This window comes from Thalassospira sp. MIT1004 (assembly GCF_001858545.1).
GTDB lineage: Bacteria > Pseudomonadota > Alphaproteobacteria > Rhodospirillales > Thalassospiraceae > Thalassospira > Thalassospira xiamenensis.
The window spans coordinates 1-18976 of sequence record NZ_MCAO01000006.1 but is presented as its reverse complement, the minus strand read 5'-3'; the positions used below and the strand labels follow the sequence as shown (position 1 = coordinate 18976).

Annotated in this window: 14 protein-coding genes; 7 read left to right on the top strand and 7 right to left on the bottom strand. The window is 53.7% G+C overall.

What is annotated here, in order from left to right; genetic code table 11:
- Positions 1 to 593: 593 nt before the first annotated feature.
- The 5 genes from BC440_RS03205 to BC440_RS03185 all read left to right on the top strand — a co-directional run bounded on the left by BC440_RS03205 (position 594) and on the right by BC440_RS03185 (position 6115).
- Positions 594 to 2228 carry a peptide ABC transporter substrate-binding protein gene (locus BC440_RS03205; protein ID WP_063094911.1) on the top strand — a complete coding sequence of 545 codons (1635 nt, stop codon included), beginning with the start codon at positions 594 to 596 and terminating at the stop codon, positions 2226 to 2228.
- Between the two features lie 78 nt (positions 2229 to 2306).
- Positions 2307 to 3233, top strand: a complete 927-nt coding sequence (gene oppB / locus BC440_RS03200) for an oligopeptide ABC transporter permease OppB (protein WP_037989890.1) — start codon at positions 2307 to 2309, stop codon at positions 3231 to 3233.
- Positions 3230 to 4138, top strand: a complete 909-nt coding sequence (locus BC440_RS03195) for an ABC transporter permease subunit (protein WP_110252834.1) — start codon at positions 3230 to 3232, stop codon at positions 4136 to 4138. Before oppB ends, BC440_RS03195 begins: the two co-directional genes overlap by 4 nt.
- Before the next feature lie 4 nt (positions 4139 to 4142).
- Entirely contained in the window at positions 4143 to 5114 is a 972-nt protein-coding gene (locus BC440_RS03190; RefSeq protein ID WP_037989888.1) for an oligopeptide/dipeptide ABC transporter ATP-binding protein, read from the top strand.
- The gene (locus BC440_RS03185) at positions 5111 to 6115 is read left to right on the top strand and encodes a dipeptide ABC transporter ATP-binding protein (protein ID WP_063094908.1); all 1005 of its coding nucleotides are present in this window, start codon (positions 5111 to 5113) and stop codon (positions 6113 to 6115) included. The genes BC440_RS03190 and BC440_RS03185 overlap by 4 nt, the downstream gene beginning before the upstream one ends.
- A 74-nt stretch (positions 6116 to 6189) precedes the next feature.
- On the opposite strand, the gene BC440_RS03180 is transcribed toward BC440_RS03185, so the two are convergent.
- The 6 genes from BC440_RS03180 to ada form a co-directional block, all read right to left on the bottom strand.
- Positions 6190 to 7743 (bottom strand): trypsin-like peptidase domain-containing protein, encoded by a 1554-nt coding sequence (locus BC440_RS03180; protein WP_063094906.1) that lies wholly within the window; start codon positions 7741 to 7743, stop codon positions 6190 to 6192.
- A 62-nt stretch (positions 7744 to 7805) separates the two neighbouring features.
- Entirely contained in the window at positions 7806 to 10577 is a 2772-nt protein-coding gene (locus BC440_RS03175; RefSeq protein WP_065702110.1) for a TonB-dependent receptor, read from the bottom strand.
- A 282-nt stretch (positions 10578 to 10859) separates the two neighbouring features.
- Positions 10860 to 11945 (bottom strand): FecR domain-containing protein, encoded by a 1086-nt coding sequence (locus BC440_RS03170; protein ID WP_082822642.1) that lies wholly within the window; start codon positions 11943 to 11945, stop codon positions 10860 to 10862.
- On the bottom strand, positions 11938 to 12471 hold the full coding sequence (locus BC440_RS03165; protein WP_082822641.1) for an RNA polymerase sigma factor: 534 nt from the start codon (positions 12469 to 12471) through the stop codon (positions 11938 to 11940). Before BC440_RS03165 ends, BC440_RS03170 begins: the two co-directional genes overlap by 8 nt.
- A gap of 127 nt (positions 12472 to 12598) precedes the next feature.
- Complete coding sequence (locus BC440_RS03160; protein ID WP_063094900.1) at positions 12599 to 13312, bottom strand: 2OG-Fe(II) oxygenase; 714 nt, start codon at positions 13310 to 13312, stop codon at positions 12599 to 12601.
- Positions 13309 to 14397 carry a bifunctional DNA-binding transcriptional regulator/O6-methylguanine-DNA methyltransferase Ada gene (ada, locus tag BC440_RS03155; RefSeq protein WP_063094898.1) on the bottom strand — a complete coding sequence of 363 codons (1089 nt, stop codon included), beginning with the start codon at positions 14395 to 14397 and terminating at the stop codon, positions 13309 to 13311. Before ada ends, BC440_RS03160 begins: the two co-directional genes overlap by 4 nt.
- Before the next feature lie 235 nt (positions 14398 to 14632).
- Between ada and BC440_RS03150 the strand changes: the two genes are divergently transcribed.
- On the top strand, positions 14633 to 15403 hold the full coding sequence (locus BC440_RS03150; protein ID WP_063094896.1) for an SDR family oxidoreductase: 771 nt from the start codon (positions 14633 to 14635) through the stop codon (positions 15401 to 15403).
- Positions 15404 to 15440: 37 nt separating this feature from the next.
- Here BC440_RS03150 and BC440_RS03145 read toward each other — a convergent pair whose 3' ends face one another.
- Positions 15441 to 17171: an HD domain-containing phosphohydrolase gene (locus BC440_RS03145; RefSeq protein WP_306460234.1), complete on the bottom strand. Its 1731-nt coding sequence runs from the start codon at positions 17169 to 17171 to the stop codon at positions 15441 to 15443.
- Between the two features lie 330 nt (positions 17172 to 17501).
- On the opposite strand from BC440_RS03145, the gene purB reads away from it, so the two are divergent.
- A complete protein-coding gene (purB, locus tag BC440_RS03140) occupies positions 17502 to 18812 on the top strand; it encodes an adenylosuccinate lyase (protein WP_063094892.1) in 1311 nt (436 codons plus the stop codon).
- Positions 18813 to 18976: the final 164 nt, after the last annotated feature.

The following is an 18976-nucleotide window of genomic DNA, read 5'->3' as shown; positions in this document are numbered from 1 at the left end:
TTTCGGTCGCATTTGTTGATAAAGGAAATCTGCAAAACAGCGTACGCAAAAACCCGTAGCCTGAATGACGATGTTTCTCAACGGCAATTTTTTGAATTCACGCTTGTTTCATCAAGCTGCCATGACGCGATACCGGGTTTGTATTCCGAAATCTTTTCACGCGCGAAAATGTAATCAGAGAACGCCCATTTTCGCGCCAAGATATTGAAATCGCCTGAATTGCCGAAAAATAATGCAGAAAATCACAAAGCCCGATTCGTGATCACCGAATTTGGCGGCCAACCCTTTGAATGTGAACTGTTTCACTTTTTGCGCATATAGCCGCAAGGCGCGACGCGACAATCACCGTTACATGCAAAACGTTTTACAGGCGAAAGTTGCAGGCTTCCTCAGCCGTAGAACAATCTGTTATTTCCGAATAATACGCAAAATAATACCAAAAAATGACCATAATCACGCAAAAAAACACCATTTGTTTCAAATTTGTGGAATCGTGACTTGCAGATCACGCATGTCAGTCTCAGTATTTTTGCGTACGTACTTTCAGGGAGTACGTCGGCAACAAAGCAAAATAGATGAGGGAGACATTACAGATGTCACAAAACGCGAAGACCGCAAATGGTCTCGTGAAGGGATTGCTTAATTCCTCGCGGGCCTTTGTGCTGGGTACGGCATTGCTTGCCGGTTCCATGACCATGCTGTCCACCACACATGCACAGGCTGAAAAAATCCTGCGCGTCGGCAATGACGGCGAACCGCAATCAATGGACCCGCATTTCATTTCGACGGTTCAGACCAGCCGCCTGTCGGATGATATGTTTCTGGGTCTTCTGACATATGGCCCGGATGGTGAACCGGTGCCAGGTGCAGCTGAAAGCTGGACCGTTTCTGACGACGGCATGACCTATACCTTTAAAATTCGCGATCACAACTGGTCGGACGGCGTGCCGGTAACTGCCGGTGATTTTGTCGCGGGCTGGAACCGCCTGCTTGACCCGGCGACCGGTGCGGAATACGCATCCCTGCTTTATATCATCGAGGGTGCCGAGGCTGTTAACAGTGGCAAGGAAGGCGCGAAACTCGCGGCCACCGCCCTGGATGATAAAACCTTGCAGGTCAAACTGACTGCGCCAGCCCCTTATTTCCTGGCACAACTTACCCACCAGACCGCCTTCCCGATCCCGCAGCATGCGATTGCCAAATTTGGCAAAGACTGGGTGAAACCGGAAAATATCGTGGTGAACGGTCCGTACAAACTGACCGAATGGCTGCCGAACGTTCATTCCAAACTTGAAAAGAACGCGGAATTCTATGACGCCGCCAATGTGCCGATCGACGAGGTGATCTATTACACCTATGAAGATCGCACCGCGATGCAGAACCGTTTCCGTGCAGGCGAACTTGACGTCGCACGCGACATCGCGTCCGAACAGATTTCCTGGCTGCGCGATAACCTTGCCGATAGCCTGCGCATCGCACCGTATGCCGGTATCTATTACTATGCGATCCGTACCGACAAGGACATGTTCAAGGATGTCCGTGTCCGCAAAGCCCTGTCGATGGCGATCAACCGCGAAGCCATTACGGACTCGGTTCTGAAAACCGGTGAACTTCCGGCCTATTCCTTTGTCCCGCCCGGAACCGGTAATTACGGCGAGCCAGCATACATTTCGTGGAAAGACCTTTCCTATAATGAAAAGCTCGAAGAAGCCAAAAAGCTTCTGGCCGAGGCCGGTTATGGCCCTGACAATCCGCTTAAATTCACCCTGCGCTACAACACGTCTGAAAACCACAAGCGCATCGCGATTGCGGCCCAGAACATGTGGAAGCAGATCGGCGTTCAGGCCGAACTGTTCAACACCGAAGGCAAAATCCACTATGCCGATCTGAAGGTCGGTAACTTTGAAGTGGCACGTGCGGGCTGGATTGCCGATTACAACGACGCGCAGAACTTCCTGTTCCTCGGCGAAGAACGGACCGGGCCGCTGAACTACGCGGCTTTTGATAACCCGCGTTACAACGAACTGATGCTGGAAGCCGAAAAGGAAGGCGACCTTAAAAAGCGTGCCAGCCTGATGAAGCAGGCCGAAGCCATCATGATGGAAGCACAGCCTTACATCCCGATTTACTACTATGTCTCGAAACAGCTCGTCTCACCGAAGATCGAAGGCTGGATCGATAACGCCCCGGATCGCCACCTGACCCGCTGGCTCGACATCAAAGAGTAAACGCCGGAGACTTTGCCGCAGGTCTGGATCACGGACCTGCGGCAACCTATCGGCCCCCAATGGGGATGAGAGAGAATTATGTTATCTTACGCCATCCGGCGCCTGATGATCGCGATCCCGACGCTGTTCATCGTGATCACGGTTGCCTTTTTCATGATGCGCATTGCACCAGGCGGACCGTTCGATCAGGAACGTGCCCTGCCCCCGGAAATCGAAAAAAACATCAAGGCCGCCTATGACCTTGATAAGCCGCTGCTTGAACAATACACGATCTATATCGGCAAAATCCTGCGTGGTGACTTTGGCCCGTCGATCAAAATTCGCGATTTTTCCGTCGCCGAACTAATCATGGCTGGCGCCCCGGCATCGATGCAGCTTGGCCTGTCGGCGATCTTTCTGGCGCTGATATTCGGGGTTGGCTTTGGCACCTATGCCGCCCTTCGACAGAACAGTGCGGTTGATTTTGCGGTAATGGGCGTTGCCATGGTCGGCATTGCCATCCCGAACTTTGTCATGGCACCGCTTCTGTCGCTGGTGTTTGGCCTGTATCTTTCGATCCTGCCAACGGCAGGTTGGGGAGACGGCGAAATTCAATACAAGATATTGCCGATCATCGCCCTTGCCCTGCCACAAGTCGCCTATATCGCGCGCCTGACGCGCGGATCGATGGTCGAAGTCCTCCATTCCAATTACATCCGCACCGCACGCGCCAAAGGTTTGCGTGAAAAGCTTGTCGTCAACCGGCATGCGATCCGCGGCGCGCTTTTGCCTGTCGTATCCTATCTCGGCCCGGCGACGGCGGCGGTGATGACCGGTTCTGTGGTCATCGAAACCATCTTTGGCGTGCCTGGTATCGGGACCTATTTCGTCAAGGCAGCATTGAACCGCGACTACCCGCTGGTGATGGGTGTGGTCATTGTCTATGCGGTGATGATCATCCTTCTGAATTTCCTGGTCGACATGGTCTATGGCCTGCTCGATCCCAAGCTGAAGTCACGCTCATGATGAACAAGGATCAAAAAACAGCGATGCTTCAGGCGGCAGACGCCGCCGGAGAGATCGAGGGTCGCAGCCTGTGGCGCGATGCCCGTATTCGCCTGTTTCGTAACAAGGCCGCCGTCGGGTCGATGATCATTCTGGCCATCATTACCCTGATGGCAATTTTCGCCCCGCTGCTCAGCCCGTTTGAATACGACCAGATCGACTGGGGCTATATCCAGGAAGGTCCGAACTGGGAAAACGGCCATATCCTTGGCACGGATGGCAATGGCCGCGATATTTTCATCCGCATCCTTTATGGCGCGCGTGTATCCCTTGCGGTTGGTTTACTGGCAACGGCTGTGTCGCTTGTGATCGGCGTTACCTATGGCGCGGTCGCCGGCTATTTCGGCGGACGGATCGACAACATCATGATGCGGTTCGTCGATGTGCTTTATTCCCTGCCCTTCATGTTCTTTGTGATCATGCTGATGGTGGTGTTTGGCCGAAACATTTTCCTGATTTTCGTCGCCCTTGGCGCGGTTGAATGGCTGACCATGGCGCGGATTGTACGCGGTCAGACGCTTTCGATCCGGCGGCGCGAATTTATCGAAGCCGCCCATGCCACGGGTGTTTCGAACTTCAAGATCATTTTCCGCCATGTGATCCCCAACGTTCTTGGGCCGGTTATTGTTTACATGACGCTGACCATTCCGCAGGTGATCCTGACCGAGAGTTTCCTGTCGTTCCTGGGCCTTGGCGTTCAGGAGCCGCTGACAAGCTGGGGCGTTCTGATTTCCGAAGGGGCGAAAGTGATCGAAGCAGCGACCTGGATGCTGATTTATCCGGCGATCTTCCTGGCACTGACGCTGTTCTGTTTCAACTTCATCGGCGACGGATTGCGCGACGCCCTTGATCCGAAGGACAGATAGACACATGACAAACCATATTCTGACTGTTGAAAACCTGCGTGCCCGCTTCCAGACCCCCGACGGCGAGGTCGAGGCTGTCAACGATGTCAACTTCCATATCGATCCGGGCGAAACACTTGGCGTTGTTGGGGAGTCCGGATCGGGCAAAACCCAGATTTTCCTTGCCGTGATGGGTCTTCTTGCCAAGAACGGTAAGGCCACGGGTACGGTGCGCTACAAGGATAAGGATATCCTCAATATCCCGTCACGCCAGCTTAACAAAATCCGCGGTGTGACGATGTCGATGATCTTTCAGGATCCGATGACGTCGCTTAACCCGTTCCTCAAAATATCCAGACAGATGACCGAGGTACTGGTGGAACATCGCGGCATGTCCGAGGGTGATGCGCTTAAACGCGCGATCAACATGCTTGACCGTGTCGGTATTCCCGGTGCGGCACAACGCGTGCATATGTATCCGCATGAATTTTCCGGCGGCATGCGCCAGCGCGTGATGATTGCCATGGCGTTGCTGTGCGACCCCGAAGTCCTGATTGCGGATGAACCAACCACCGCCCTTGATGTGACGGTGCAGGCACAGATCCTTGATCTGCTGCGCGATCTTAAAAAGGATTTCAATACGGCCATTGTCATGATCACCCATGATCTTGGCGTGGTGGCAGGCCTGTGTGACCGGGTGATGGTAATGTATGGCGGGCGGATTGTCGAAACCGGTTCGGTGCGTGACATTTTCTATGACAGCCATCATCCCTATACCGAGGGGCTTTTGAAATCGATGCCGCGCATCGACACGGCAAGCGAAGAACACATGTTTGCCATCCCCGGACAACCGCCTAACCTGCAGAACCTGCCAAAGGGATGTGCCTATCAGGAACGCTGCGCCTATGTGATGGATCGATGCTGTGTTTCCCGCCCAAGCCTGTTTGGCTTTGACGATGGCCGCGCCAGTGCCTGCTTCCGGGAGGACGGTCAATGAATGCGATCCGTAAAAAGAAAAACGTCCCGATCCTGTCGGTTCGTGACCTTAAGGTTCACTTTTCCCTGCCGGGCAAGGGATTTTTTGGGGCAGAACGCCAGCTTAAGGCCGTCGACGGGATCGATTTCGATCTGTATCCCGGCGAAACGCTTGGCATTGTGGGCGAATCCGGTTGTGGAAAATCGACCCTTGGCCGTGCGATCCTGCAACTGATCCCGCCGACCAACGGGCAGGTCGTGTGGCTGGGGCGGGATATTGTCGGCGCCCCCCATCGCGAAATGCAGCCGCTACGCCGGGACCTGCAGATCATTTTTCAGGACCCGCTGGCCAGCCTGAACCCGCGCATGACGATTGGCGAGATCATCGCCGAGCCGCTTGTGACCCACAAATCCGAACTGGGTAAGGACGAAATCAAGGCGCGCGTTAAACGCATGATGGCGCGTGTCGGGCTTTTGCCACAGATGATCAACCGCTATCCGCATGAATTTTCGGGCGGCCAGTGCCAGCGTATCGGCATTGCACGCGCGATGATCCTCGAACCGAAACTGATCATTTGTGACGAGCCGGTTTCAGCACTTGATGTATCGATACAGGCGCAGATCGTAAACCTGTTGCAGGAATTGCAGCGCGAATTTGATCTGTCGATGATTTTCATCAGCCACGATCTTTCTATCGTGCGCCATATCTGCCACCGCATATTGGTGCTGTATCTCGGCAATCTTATGGAGCTGGCCGACCGCGACAGCATCTATGCCAACCCAAAACATCCCTACACCAAGGCGCTGATTTCCGCAGTTCCGATCCCGGATCCTGAGATAGAACGCACTAAGGAACGCATCGTGCTGACCGGTGATTTGCCCAGCCCGATCAACCCGCCATCGGGTTGCGTGTTCCGCACCAGATGTCCGTTTGCCAAGGATGTCTGCGCGACCGATGTCCCGACCGTTGACACCGTCAACGATCACCATCAGGTGGCCTGCCATTTCCACGAACGGATGTAGGAGGGCAACCTCCCTTTGCACCACCCAAACTTAGTCGGGCCGTCTTGCGACGGCCCGTTTTTTTTGTGGATCGCTCAGTAGTCTTCAAGATCAACCATGCTCAGCGTATCGATGATCTTTGTGCGATCCTGACCATCACGTTTGAAATAGACAAGCGCATAGGGTGCGTTGCTTTCAAGCGCCTGCCCAATCACGGCTTCGAAATCCTCGGGTGTGGAAATCTCGGTATCATTGATCCGGGTAATGAAATCACCCTTTGTAAATCCAGCCTGATCGCCTTGCCCCATCTTTTCCATCCGATCAACGACAAGCCCCTTCGTGCCAACGGGTAAATCCAGTTTTTCCCATGCCTTTTCATTAGCCGGAACCAGTTCGAGGCCCATGACTTTCTTCCGACCATCATCCTTCGGCGTTTTACCAAGAATCTTGTCGCGTTCGGCCTGACGACGGCGGCTTTTGGCTTCGTCCATATCGCCGGGGATCATCGTAAAGCTTTTAAATCCACCATCGCGCCAGACGGTAACGGTCGTTTCACCTTTTGCCTCCGCCGCCTGCATGCGGAAATGCAGGCGCGATGTGACCGTTTCGCCATTCACCGCAACAATCACATCTCCTGCACGAATACCTGCTTGATAGGCCGGTTCGTCATCGGGGGCCCGGTGGATCAACATTCCCTCGTCATGGTCCATCCCCAGAAGCTTGCCGATGCCCGGCTTGACTTCAGAATAGGCAATCCCGAACCATCCGCGTTTGATTTCACCATCTTTGACAAGCAGATCAATGATCCCCTGCGCATGTTCAGCCGGGATGGAGAAGGCCAGCCCCTCATTCCCGCCAGAGCGGGTATAAAGCGCGGAGTTAACGCCAACGACCTTGCCATCCATCGACAGAAGCGGCCCGCCGGAATTGCCCTTGTTTACCGCGGTATCGGTTTGCAAATACGGGTTATATTCCCCTTTGGATAGCTGGCGCTGCTTGCCCGAAATCACCCCGGTGGTCAGACTTTGATCAAAGCCATAGGGATAACCAAGCGCAAAAACCGGATCGCCGATGCGGATCGCATGCGAGTTGCCCCATGAAAGCGGCTTAACATTTTCAGGCATTTCAACACGAAGGACGGCGAGGTCGGTCAGAAAATCCTTCCCCACCAGATCAGCACGAACACGACGACCATCTTTTAAAACAACGACAAAACGCGCACCATCGCGGACCACATGCTCGTTGGTAACAATCAGGCCGTCATCGGTAATGAAAAAACCAGTCCCGGTCGACGCATTGCGCTTCTTTTTCTGCCAGTCGTATTTCGGTTCTTCACCCTTTTCACTTTCCTTGTTCTTTTCATCGCGATCATTGCGATCTTCATCCTCGTCCTGATCGCCACGTTCGTTTGGCGGCAGATAGAAATCCTCGCCGTTTTCCTTTTTCTCCCGTTCTTCGGCGACGATCTCGGCATAGCTTTTCTTGATGACATTGATGCGAACAACGCCAAGTGAAACAGCGTCATAAACTTCGGCAAGGTTTTTGTCGGACAATGCCATGCTTGCCTGTTCTGCCATTGCATGAACGGGGACAAGGCTTGATGTGGCAAGCATCGCGGCAAACAGGGTCGCGGTCAGGGTTCTTTTCATATTATCGATCTCACAAGCAGGTTTGGCCGGGGCTAAGCCCCGGCAGGATTAACGCGGAATTTTCAGTAGGTGTAAGTCAGTCCAAGCCAAACTGTCCGGCCCTTGCGGTAGGGGGTAGATGACGCAAGCGTATGGGCGCCGCCGCGGTTCAGAACATTCTCGATGGAAGCATTAAGGGTCAGAACACCCTTTTCCCGGCTGATAATGTCGTAATCAAGCGTCATATCCAGATCGAAACGCGCCTTGGCGTCGCCGTCCTCATAGACATCATAGGTCGAGCCATTGATGGTGGTATTCGATCCGCTGTCATCTATCGTGGAATAGGACAAGGTGTAGCGCCCGGTTAGTCCGGTACGCAGGCGATTGTCATCAAAACTCGAAAACAGGCTGGCGTTAAAGAAGATCGGCTCGTCCAGATTACCGGTCAGGATCGACAGATCCGTGGTCGATATGATCTTGCCGTTATAGACCACACTTTCGCTGTCATCACTGGTCAGGAAGTAACTGTTGTTGGAAGTTCTGCGTTCGGAATATTGGCCATTGATATTGAACACATGACGCCCGCCGAACGGCCCGGAACCAATTCCCCTGCTCCATTCTGCGGAATAGGAGGTGTAGAGGCTGGAGCCCTCATTCGACAGATTATATTCGGTTGTTCCGGTGTCATCGATGGCACGCGAAAACTGGTCACGGCCTTTTCTTTCCAGCCATTTCAACCGTGTCACCCCGCCAAGAAACGGCAGAGGGAATGAAACGGACGCTGTCTGTTCGTCGGAAAAGGGGGTGCTCAAACCTGAACCGGAAAATGACCGCTTTATCCCCGATGAAGACGCCGCCCAGTCATCATAGAAAATAGATGAACCCGGTGTCGTGGTAGTATCGGCAGTTCGCGTTTCACTGATGGTTGCCGGCGTTGCATCCTGAAAGGCGTAACTCAGCATGTTTGCTGCGTAATAGCGGTTCCACCCCGCATTGAAGCTGATATCCCAATCCGTGTAATAGGTCGCGTTGAAACGCGGGGCGAAGTTGGTATTACCAAGATAGGTATCGTGTTCAAGCCGTGCACCCGGCCTGATTTCCAGTTCGCCAAAAGGAACATGATCAAAGACAAGCGTATATTCATTATAAAGGGCTGTGCTTACGAAACTGACACTTCCTTCAAACGCTTGGTATTTTGTCCGCCGCCGGTTTGCCTGATCACCGTCATCGCAGAAGATGTCATCGGCACTGGCGCAAACGACGTTGGTTCCTGTGGTACGCGTTGTTGCATAATATGCATCTGCGCTACGTTCACGGGTTCCACTGAGACGATGGATATCCGCCCCCAGAAGGAAGTTCGTTCCAAAGATATCGCCGGTAAGGTCGGCTGTATAACCGATATCCTGCTGTGTCTGGGACAAATCCCCGTACCAGCCGGTCACACATGTGCTGGAATCACACAAATCGGCATATTTTGATCCGGCCACCGTCGTGCTGATCTGACGACGCACATTGCTTTCAGAATCACGTGCATTTTCAGATGTATTAAAGGAAAGCTTGGTATCCAGAAACAGATTGGAAACCCCATAGCCATCATATTCAAACGGCTTTTCGAGACCAACATAGGTGGTCAATCCATTGCCGATGATATCCATCTTGCTGTTATAGTTTTCTGATGCTTCCCATTCCTGGGCATAGGGCGCATAAACGATCTGGGCCGTGATCGCAGCACCCGTATCGCTTTCGTAGCGCAGTTTTCCCAAAACGTTGTCGGCTTCGGTACTGGTCGTTACCTGACGACCGTAATAATCGTCGCCCGCCGTCTTGGTCGTTTCGGCAGTACGCCGACCTGCCGAAACCAGCATTCCCCAATTATCACTGATCGGTGTGCTCGCAGACGCGGAATAAAACCATTTTTCATAAACCGGTTCTTTGGCGTCAGTGTCGGGGGTTTCCTCGGATTTCAGATGATAGTCGTTCCAGTTCGATCCACCCCGTTTAATGCTTGCGCCAAATGTTGGTTCGCTTGACGGGTTTTTGACCTTGTAGTTGACAACGCCGCCTTGAAATCCGCCGTATTTAGCCGACACGTTGCTGTCGATGATCTCGGCCTGCTCGAGAATATTTGCATCGACATAGACGGTTTGAGGATGCAAACCATGAAGTGTGTCTGCATTGATCGTATTGTCGTCATCTTCTGGCATGTTTGAGTCGTTATAATTCGACTCAGTTCCGCCAAAGGAATTGATCCCGACACCGTCGAGCATAAAGTTGTTCTGATCAACCGCTGCGCCGGATATGCTGATATTTTGCGGACGCAAATCCTGCTCGGCTGTTGCAGTTGCACCTTCTTCGCCGCGTTGCCCCGCAATCACATACTGAACATTCGGATTGGCGCGAAAAATCTTGTTCGGGTCACTGTCACCCTGAACCACCGCACCGATCATCTCTTCGCCATACACAGTTGACCCGCTGGCCGCACCGGTTCCGAGTTGGAAGATCGTTGTGCGATTTGCACTGACAGAAACGGGGGCGGTAACGATTTCTTCGTCAGATGACTGGTTGGATAGCTTGGGGGAAATAACCAAAACACCGTCGGTAACGGCAAAGGTAACTTCCGTCCCCTCAAGCATTTGAAACAAGGCGTTTTCAATGCTGAGCTGACCAACCACGGCCTGACCATTCATCGCAAGGTTGGTGCCATCCTGGACCGAAAACGGAATACCGGCCTGCTGCGACAATAGCTCCAAAGCGCGCATCAGCGGCACGGAGGGAATGTCAAAGCTGTAAAGTCGTGATGCGACCGGCTTATCGACAACCGCACGTTCCTGTGCATGCAGAAAATTCGACGACATCCCCCCCAGCAAGGCAGAAGACGCAACAGCGCAGAACAGCAAATCCTTCCATGCCCGCCCCTTTGAGGTTTCGAAGAGGTTGCGGACTGTGTCCTGTTGTCTGGTAGGCTTCATTCGGCACGACCCAATGCAAGTTATTGCGTATCACTCGCACTTAAGGACGGAAGGCCCGACAGTAACCGGACATCTTTTTTTAATATTTTTGTTCAAATAGGGAATTCATCGAGGAGTTCAGGCTAAATCCGCACCATTTTCAGGCCGAACCAATCTGGAACCGTGATTTCAGCGCACCAGAAGATACTGATCAAACGGCAGTTCAATCATTCTTGTTCCGGTTGTCCGCGCAATCAGATCAAGTGACACCATTGCATCGGCAACATTGAACCGCCCACGGATTTCGAGATCGGCAATGCCGGGATCAAGCCAGATTTCCATGCCACTCTGCCGACTTACGGCATGTATCACATCAGACAGCTTTGCTGGCGAAAACACCCGCCAACCTTCAAGGATTTGCGTAATATTGTCGCCATTGAAGTCATGCCGCCGGACATCGCCCCCGCTGGATACAGTCACCCCTTCACCTGCATGAAGGGTGACTTCACGGGCAGGCGGCGATTGTTGTTGTTGTACCCGGACGGTTCCTTCGGCGACGCCGACTTCGCTGGTTTGATCATCACCGATCACAACAAAACGTGTCCCGACAACAACAACCCGACTTTGTGGCGTGGTTACCACAAGCGGGCGGTCCTTATTCGGTGCAGCCGAAATCACTACCGCCCCATCCTCAAGAACGATATGGCGTTCGCGTTCGGTAAATTCCCAATAAAGCCGGGTACCAGGTGCCAATTGCAATTCGCTGCCGTCCGGCAAAAACTGACGAACCGGTGCCATGTTCGCCGCGATATACCCCGGATGACCAGAATGGTCTGCCGGGGACAACGTCAGGACGGCAACAAGAATCGCCACGCACATTGCAACACCGCCCCAGATTGCTTTTCGCACATTTGTTAGCCTTGGCGGGGTCGAACGTCGCGGCTTACCGAAAGGAATCGATATTTGCCGCGTGCTTGATGGCGCATGGTTTCGCGCACCGGTGCCTTTCTCAGTATCGAATTTCCGCAAGATATCATCGAAATCACGGTCACTGAGAAAGGCCCGAACCGCGCGCGCCGCCTGTTCATGATCCGCACTTTGGCCGCACCACTTCTGAAATGCGACATGCGTATCTGTGCCCTCAATATCCGCACCATCGCGAGCAAGCCATTGCATTGCCTGATCAACAAGGCGGCTTTGCAGATCTTTCTGTTCTGTGGTCTCCGGTTTATGGCCGGTATGGCGGTTGCCGCTCATAAGCAATGGCCTAGTCATAGTGTTTCATCAGATCACGACACGTTGTCATGGCACGATAAAGATGCTTCTCGATCGCGGCCTTTGACAATCCGGTCGCTGCGGCAATTTCATCATGGGTCTTACCATGCAACTTACGCAAGATGAAGACTTCTCTGGATCGCGTCGGCAAGGATGAAAGTGCCTGCTCAAACGCCTGAAGACGCTGACGATGGTATATAACATTGTCTGCAAGCGGGCGGTCCTCCGCTGTCCATTCCAGCGGATCAAGCCCGGATTTAAGTTCGACAATATGACCGGCATTGCGACGTCTTTGATGATCCCGGATCAGATTAAGAACCACGGTCCGAAGGAATGCAGGTGGATCGCTGATCGGTTCTTGCCTGTCTTTTGCCCCGGCAATCCTTACAAAGGCATCTTGGACAATGTCCTTTGCCTCATCAGGATTTCCCAACTTCCGCATAGCCAAACGCAACAGGGACGCACGTTCCTTTTCAAAGGCGCGGACAAGATTTGCCGTTATGTGATGGGGCGCAAAAAAGTTCATGAAAACAGACAGGAACGTGAATTTGTTCCTGCTGACATACACCAGCAGCACCCAATTGCAAATAGTTATTAATAACTTTTTCTGAACATCACAGCAGCTAGAATAACATCAGCCAGACCGGGATCAGCTATTTGGCGTCATGGAAAATGATGCCAAGCGTATGCCGTGTCCCGGCGCGCAGGCGCGAAACGCCGTGGCGCATATTCACCAGATACGTGCCGCGCGTTCCCGCGACCGGACGATGATGAACCGGGAAAATCACGGCGTCACCTTGCGTTAGCGGTACGACCTCGGCGCGGGACTGCATGCGTGGACGCTGCTCGGTCAGGACAAATTCGCCGCCTCCGAAATCGGTTTCCGGATCGCTTAGAAGGATCGCGACCTGTAATGGAAACACGCAATCACCGTAAACATCCTGATGCAGGCAATTGTAATCCCCCATCCCATAACGCAGCAAAAGCGGCGTCGGTCGGGTTTGGCCTGCGCCATGGCATTCGACAACAAACCGGGCATGATCGCCGGGGAAATGCCGATCCAGCCCCATCGCCCGGTTCCACCGGTTGGCAATTTCGGCCAATGGCGGATAAAGCGATTGCCGCAGATCCGCAATAATATCGGGCAGGGGATAGGCAAAATATTTGTATTCGCCGCGCCCGAAACCGTGCCGGGCCATATGGATGTGACTGCGAAATGCATCCGGGTCGTCATAGTGTGCGATCAATGCCCGGCAGGTGTCTGGATCGATCAGTTTTTCAAGGATTGTGCAGCCATATGCGTCAAGCTCCCGGGAATGTTTTTCCCAATCAAGCGATCCGATCCTGTCACGGGTCATCTCGTTCATTGCCCGGCCTCCCCGCTTTCAAGGTCCAGCAGGGTTTGCTTGCGCTCCACGCCCCAGCGATATCCGGAAAGATCACCATCCTTGCGCACCACCCGGTGGCAGGGAATGGCAACCGCGATGCTGTTAGCCCCGCAGGCCTGTGCGACAGCACGGGTAGCGCGCGGCGATCCGATTTTTGCAGCAATTTCGGCATAGCTTGCCTTTGTCCCGACCGGAATTTCCGAAAGTGCCTGCCAGACGCGTTGCTGAAAGGCAGTACCGCGGATATCGAGCGGCAGGTTATGGCCAAGTTGCGGGGCTTCAACCAGACCGATGACCTGCGCCATCCAGTCTTCGAACGCCGGATCACCACCAATCAGTTCCGCCTTGGGAAAGGCGTCCTCTAACTGACGCACCAGCGCATCGGGGTCATCGCCCAGAAGGATCGTGCAAACCCCCTTGGCACTTGCCGCGCCAAGGATCGCGCCAAGTGTGCATTGCGCCACGGCAAACCGGATTTTTTCGCCCTTGCCTCCCGCGCGATAGCTGCTTGGCGTCATGCCTAGCATCTTGTGAGAGCGTTCATAAAACCGGCTGTTGGAATTGTAACCCGCGTCATAGATCGCCTCGGTCACGGTATTACTGTTGCGCAATTCCTCACGCACGCGCCCGGCCCGATATGCACTGGCATAGGCCTTTGGCGTCACCCCGGTTACCGATTTAAACACCCGGTGGAAGTGAAAGCGGCTCATCCCGGCCTGTGCGGCCAGATCATCAAGGCTTGGCATTTCTTCAGCATTGCGGATGGTTTCGCATGCCTTTGCCACCGCATCGGCATTGCGTTCAGCAATCGATGCGCTGTTCGGAAGGCACCGTTTGCACGGGCGAAAACCCGCCTGCTCGGCATCGTCGCAACTGGCATGGAACGCGACATTTTCCCGGCGCGCCAACCGTGCGCCGCAAGACGGGCGGCAATAAACCCCGGTGGTTGCCACCGAATAATAAAACTTCCCATCGGCTTTGCCATCGCGTTTTGCCACGGCCTGCCATTTGTCTTCGTCACTGATCCAGCGGATCGTTTTGTTCAATCTCGTCTCCGTCAGCATGGGATGACTCCTTTATCAGAATACAGGGATGCCAAATGCATCCGTTTGACCGGCATTCTGATCGTCCATTCCGTTGACCGCACTCCGTTCCTTGCTTTCGAATTCGCACCCCACGAAAACCCGTCACATTTACGAATTCAATGCCAATAACCGGAGTGATCCGTTTCCGTTCGCAATCTAGCGTCATGACATTCGGCCTTGCTGGCCATCCTATCATGACACAGGAGACGGAAATATGTTCACACTGGACGGTAAAACTGCAATCATCACCGGGGCTAGTTCCGGCATCGGTCACGCCGTGGCCGAACTTTTTGCAAAGCAGGGCGCACAACTTGTCCTTAATGCGCGGCGCGCCGATCTGCTTGACGATATGGTCGCCGATATTCGCGATGCCGGTGGCATGGCGGTTTCGGTTCCCGGCAACATCACGGACGAAGCAATTTCAAAACAGCTGGTCGAGGCCACCCTTGATCATTTCGGCAAGCTTGATATCGCGGTCAATAATGCCGGGATGGTCGGGGAATCGGTTTCAATCCCCGATATGGCAACCGAAAACTGGCATGAAATGATCGAAACCAACCTCACATCAGCGTTTTTCGGGGCGAAATATCAATTGCCCGCGATGCTTGCCAATGGTTCGGGATCAATGATTCTGACATCCAGTTTTGTCGGTCATACAGTCGGGATGCCCGGCATGGGGGCCTATGCCGCCAGCAAGGCAGGCATGATCGGATTGATGAAGTCGCTGGCAGCCGAATACGGACCACAGGGCATTCGGGTCAATGCGCTTCTGCCCGGCGGGACCGATACCCCGGCCAGCATCACCAACAAACCTGGTGCCGGGCCGGAGGTCGAACAGTTCGTCAACAGCCTGCATGCATTAAAACGTATGGCACAACCGTCCGAAATGGCGCAGGCCGCCCTGTTTCTGGCATCCGACGCGGCAAGCTTTGTGACCGGGGTGCCATTCCTTGCCGATGGCGGGGTTTCGATCAACCGAACCTGATCCAAGGCGGGCCGGGTGCAATGCGTCCGGCCCGTTTTTACCTGCGCAAGAACTGCGTAATATCGACTGCGTCACATTGATCGGGTTGCAAATATTTGCGGCCATATTCGATATAAACGCCAGATGACAACAGCAGATCGAACAGGTCGCCATCAATCTGTCCTTTGTCTCGCATGTCGGCCAGGATCGCGATGCATTCCGATAACATTTTGGGCCGTTTATAGGGACGATCAACCGCAGTAAGTGCCTCGAAGATGTCGGCAATCACCATCACCTTTTCGAGAATGCCCATATCTTCGCCAAGCAATCCGTTGGGATAGCCCGAACCATCCATTTTTTCGTGATGGTTGCCCGCAATTGCCGGAATGCGTTGCAATTCCTTGGGATAGGGCAATTGTGCGAGCATTTCCTGTGTCACCACAACATGATCATTGATGATCTTGCGCTCTTCGGATGTCAGGGTGCCGCGCGGAACCGAAAGGTTATAAAGTTCGCCGCGGTTAATGCCCAGATAGGCCTGATCGCGGCGGTCATCCAGAAGCTTTTCAACGCCGGGCTGGCTGAATTTGGCACGGTCATCTTCGGTCAGGCGTTGATTTTCGGCCCATGAAAGCCCGATGGTACGGTCAAAATGTCGCACCCATTCCTGCGCCCCGATTTCATGCAGGGCAAAGACCGCGTCGGTATCGAGTTCCTCGTCACCAATATTGCTGTGCGCAACCATTGAAAACTGGCTTTCAAGTTCGGCAACCCGGGCGTTGAAATCGGCATCGCAACGTTGGGCATCCTCGCCCGCGAGCTTGCGTTTGAGCATCTCGATTTCGGCATCGCGGCGAAGCACTTCGAACCGGGTGCGGATTTCGTGAATACGGTTATGGATGGTTTCAAGTTTGGTGGCCTTTTCCACCACATGATCGGGTGTGGTGATCTTGCCGCAATCATGGAGCCACGCCGCCAGATCAAGCTCGTACCATTCCATATCCGTCAGATAGAAATTGGAAAATGTTCCCCGTTTTTCATCGACGGCGGCCTTGGCCAACATGCGGGCAATGATGGGTACTTTTTCACAATGATGGGCTGTATGGGGGGATTTGGCATCAATTGCCTGCCCCAGAACACGCACGAAACTCTCCATCAGGTCGCGCTGCGCCATCAAAAGGCGGCTATTTTCAAGTGCCACCGCCGCCTGACTTGCCAGCGCATTGATGATTGGTTCGATTGCCGGATCAAAGGCAATAATATCGCCCGCGTTGTTGCGCGCATTGATCAACTGCAACACGCCGATCACATTGCCGCGCGTATTTTTAAGCGGTACCGTCAGGAATGATTTCGACCGATAACCGGTTTTGGCATCAAAGGCGCGCGTGCCGGAAAAATCGAACCCGTCGGCGAAATAGGCATCCTCGATATTGATCGATTCACCACTTAACGCGACATAGGTGGCGATGTTTTTGTGATTGGGGTTGCCCGCTGCATCATAAAGCGGCAGGGGTGGAAAAGGTTTCTCGTTTTCGCGGCCAGATACGAAGAACGTATCAAGCGTATCGTTCATCAGAATACGAAATTGAAGTTCCGTCTCGTCCTTGTTGACCAGATACAGCGACCCGCCATCGGCATTGGTAAACTGTCGGGCTGCCATCAGGATTTTCTGATGAAGCTCTTCGCGGCCCTGTTCAGCCGACAGGGCAATGCCAAGATCGACCAACTGCGCAAGGTAATGCGCATCGGCGTCTACGCTCTCGGTTATGCCGTTCGGACGATTTTTCAAATCATCCCCGATACGCATCACAAGTACGAGTCATAGGTACGGGCCATTATCTGTGTCCACTCTCTATCAGAACGGTTTGCCGTCCTTGTTCTGAAATGTTCGTTCTGCAAACTATATCCATCGGGAGATTGAGATAATCTTAGCAGATGGCAAGTTCCATACGGATAAAAACGCGATAACAAACCTGTCATGACCCGATGCAGGGTTGCCAATCGCGGCAATTTGGACTATCCGACGCGTTGAAAGCGTGCCGGAACCAGCATCGCACTTCGCTGATCACGCAATCTGGTCATGACCCGGCACCCAACCATCCTGCCCGGAGGCGACTGCATGATCCCCCGTTATTCCCGTCCGCAGATGACATCAATCTGGGAACCGGCGAACAAATTCCGTATCTGGTTTGAAATCGAAGCACACGCTGCCGACAAACTGGCCGAGCTGGGCGTCATTCCGGCTGCCTCTGCCAAACTGGTCTGGGAAAAAGGCAACAAACCCTATACCCAGGACCGTATTGATCGCATTGATGCTGTCGAAGCCGAAGTCAAACACGACGTGATCGCCTTCCTGACCGAACTGGCAGAACAGGTCGGCGAAGAAGCCCGCTTCGTTCATCAGGGCATGACCAGCTCCGACGTTCTCGATACCTGCTTTAACGTGCAGCTCGTTCAGGCAACCGACATCCTGCTTGAAGATATGGACAAGCTTCTGGCCGCCCTTAAAAAGCGCGCCTATGAAACCAAGGACGTCGCCTGCATGGGCCGTTCGCACGGCATCCACGCGGAGCCCGTGACCTTTGGCCTGAAACTGGCAACCTTCTATGCCGAATTCAAACGTAACCGCGACCGTCTGGTCGTCGCGCGTGAAGAAATCGCGACCTGTGCGATTTCCGGTGCGGTCGGCACATTTGCCAATATCGACCCGCAGGTCGAAGAACATGTTGCAGCCAAGCTTGGCCTGAAACCCGAACCGGTTTCAACCCAGGTGATCCCGCGCGACCGTCATGCAGCTTATTTCGCAGCCCTTGGCGTTATCGCATCCTCGGTCGAGCATCTCGCCACCGAAATCCGCCACCTGCAGCGCACCGAAGTTCGTGAAGTTGAAGAATTCTTCTCAAAGGGGCAGAAGGGTTCGTCGGCAATGCCGCACAAACGCAACCCGGTTCTGACCGAAAACCTGACCGGCCTTGCACGTCTTGTCCGTTCGATGGCGATCCCGGCCATGGAAAACGTCGCCCTGTGGCATGAACGCGATATTTCGCATTCATCGGTCGAACGCAATATCGGCCCGGATGCGACCGTAACCCTCGACTTTGCTTTGATGCGCCTGACCAATGTGGTTGAAAACCTTGTCGTTTATCCGGAACGAATGGACGAAATCCTCAATCAGATGGGCGGTCTGGTCTTCTCGCAGCGCGTGCTCCTCATCCTGACCCAGCATGGCGTCTCGCGCGAGGATTCGTACCGTATCGTTCAGCGTAACGCGATGAAGGTCTGGAACCGCGAAGGCGATCTGTTGTCGCTTCTGAAGACCGACGCAGACGTTACCGCGAAAATCCCGATGGAAACGCTCGAAAGCCTGTTTGACCTTGGTTACCACACCAAGCATGTCGACACGATTTTCGCCCGCGTGTTTGCCGACTGACTTTAGCACCGCACACTAAAATCAAAGCCCCGGTCAATTTGCCGGGGCTTTCAGACTGCTGACAAAGTCCTCGCCATTGGCGGGGATTTTTGATTCAATGGGGAATGCTTAAGAAACCCAGCCCACATCAAACCGAACTTGAGATGGTGACACTCGACAGTTTG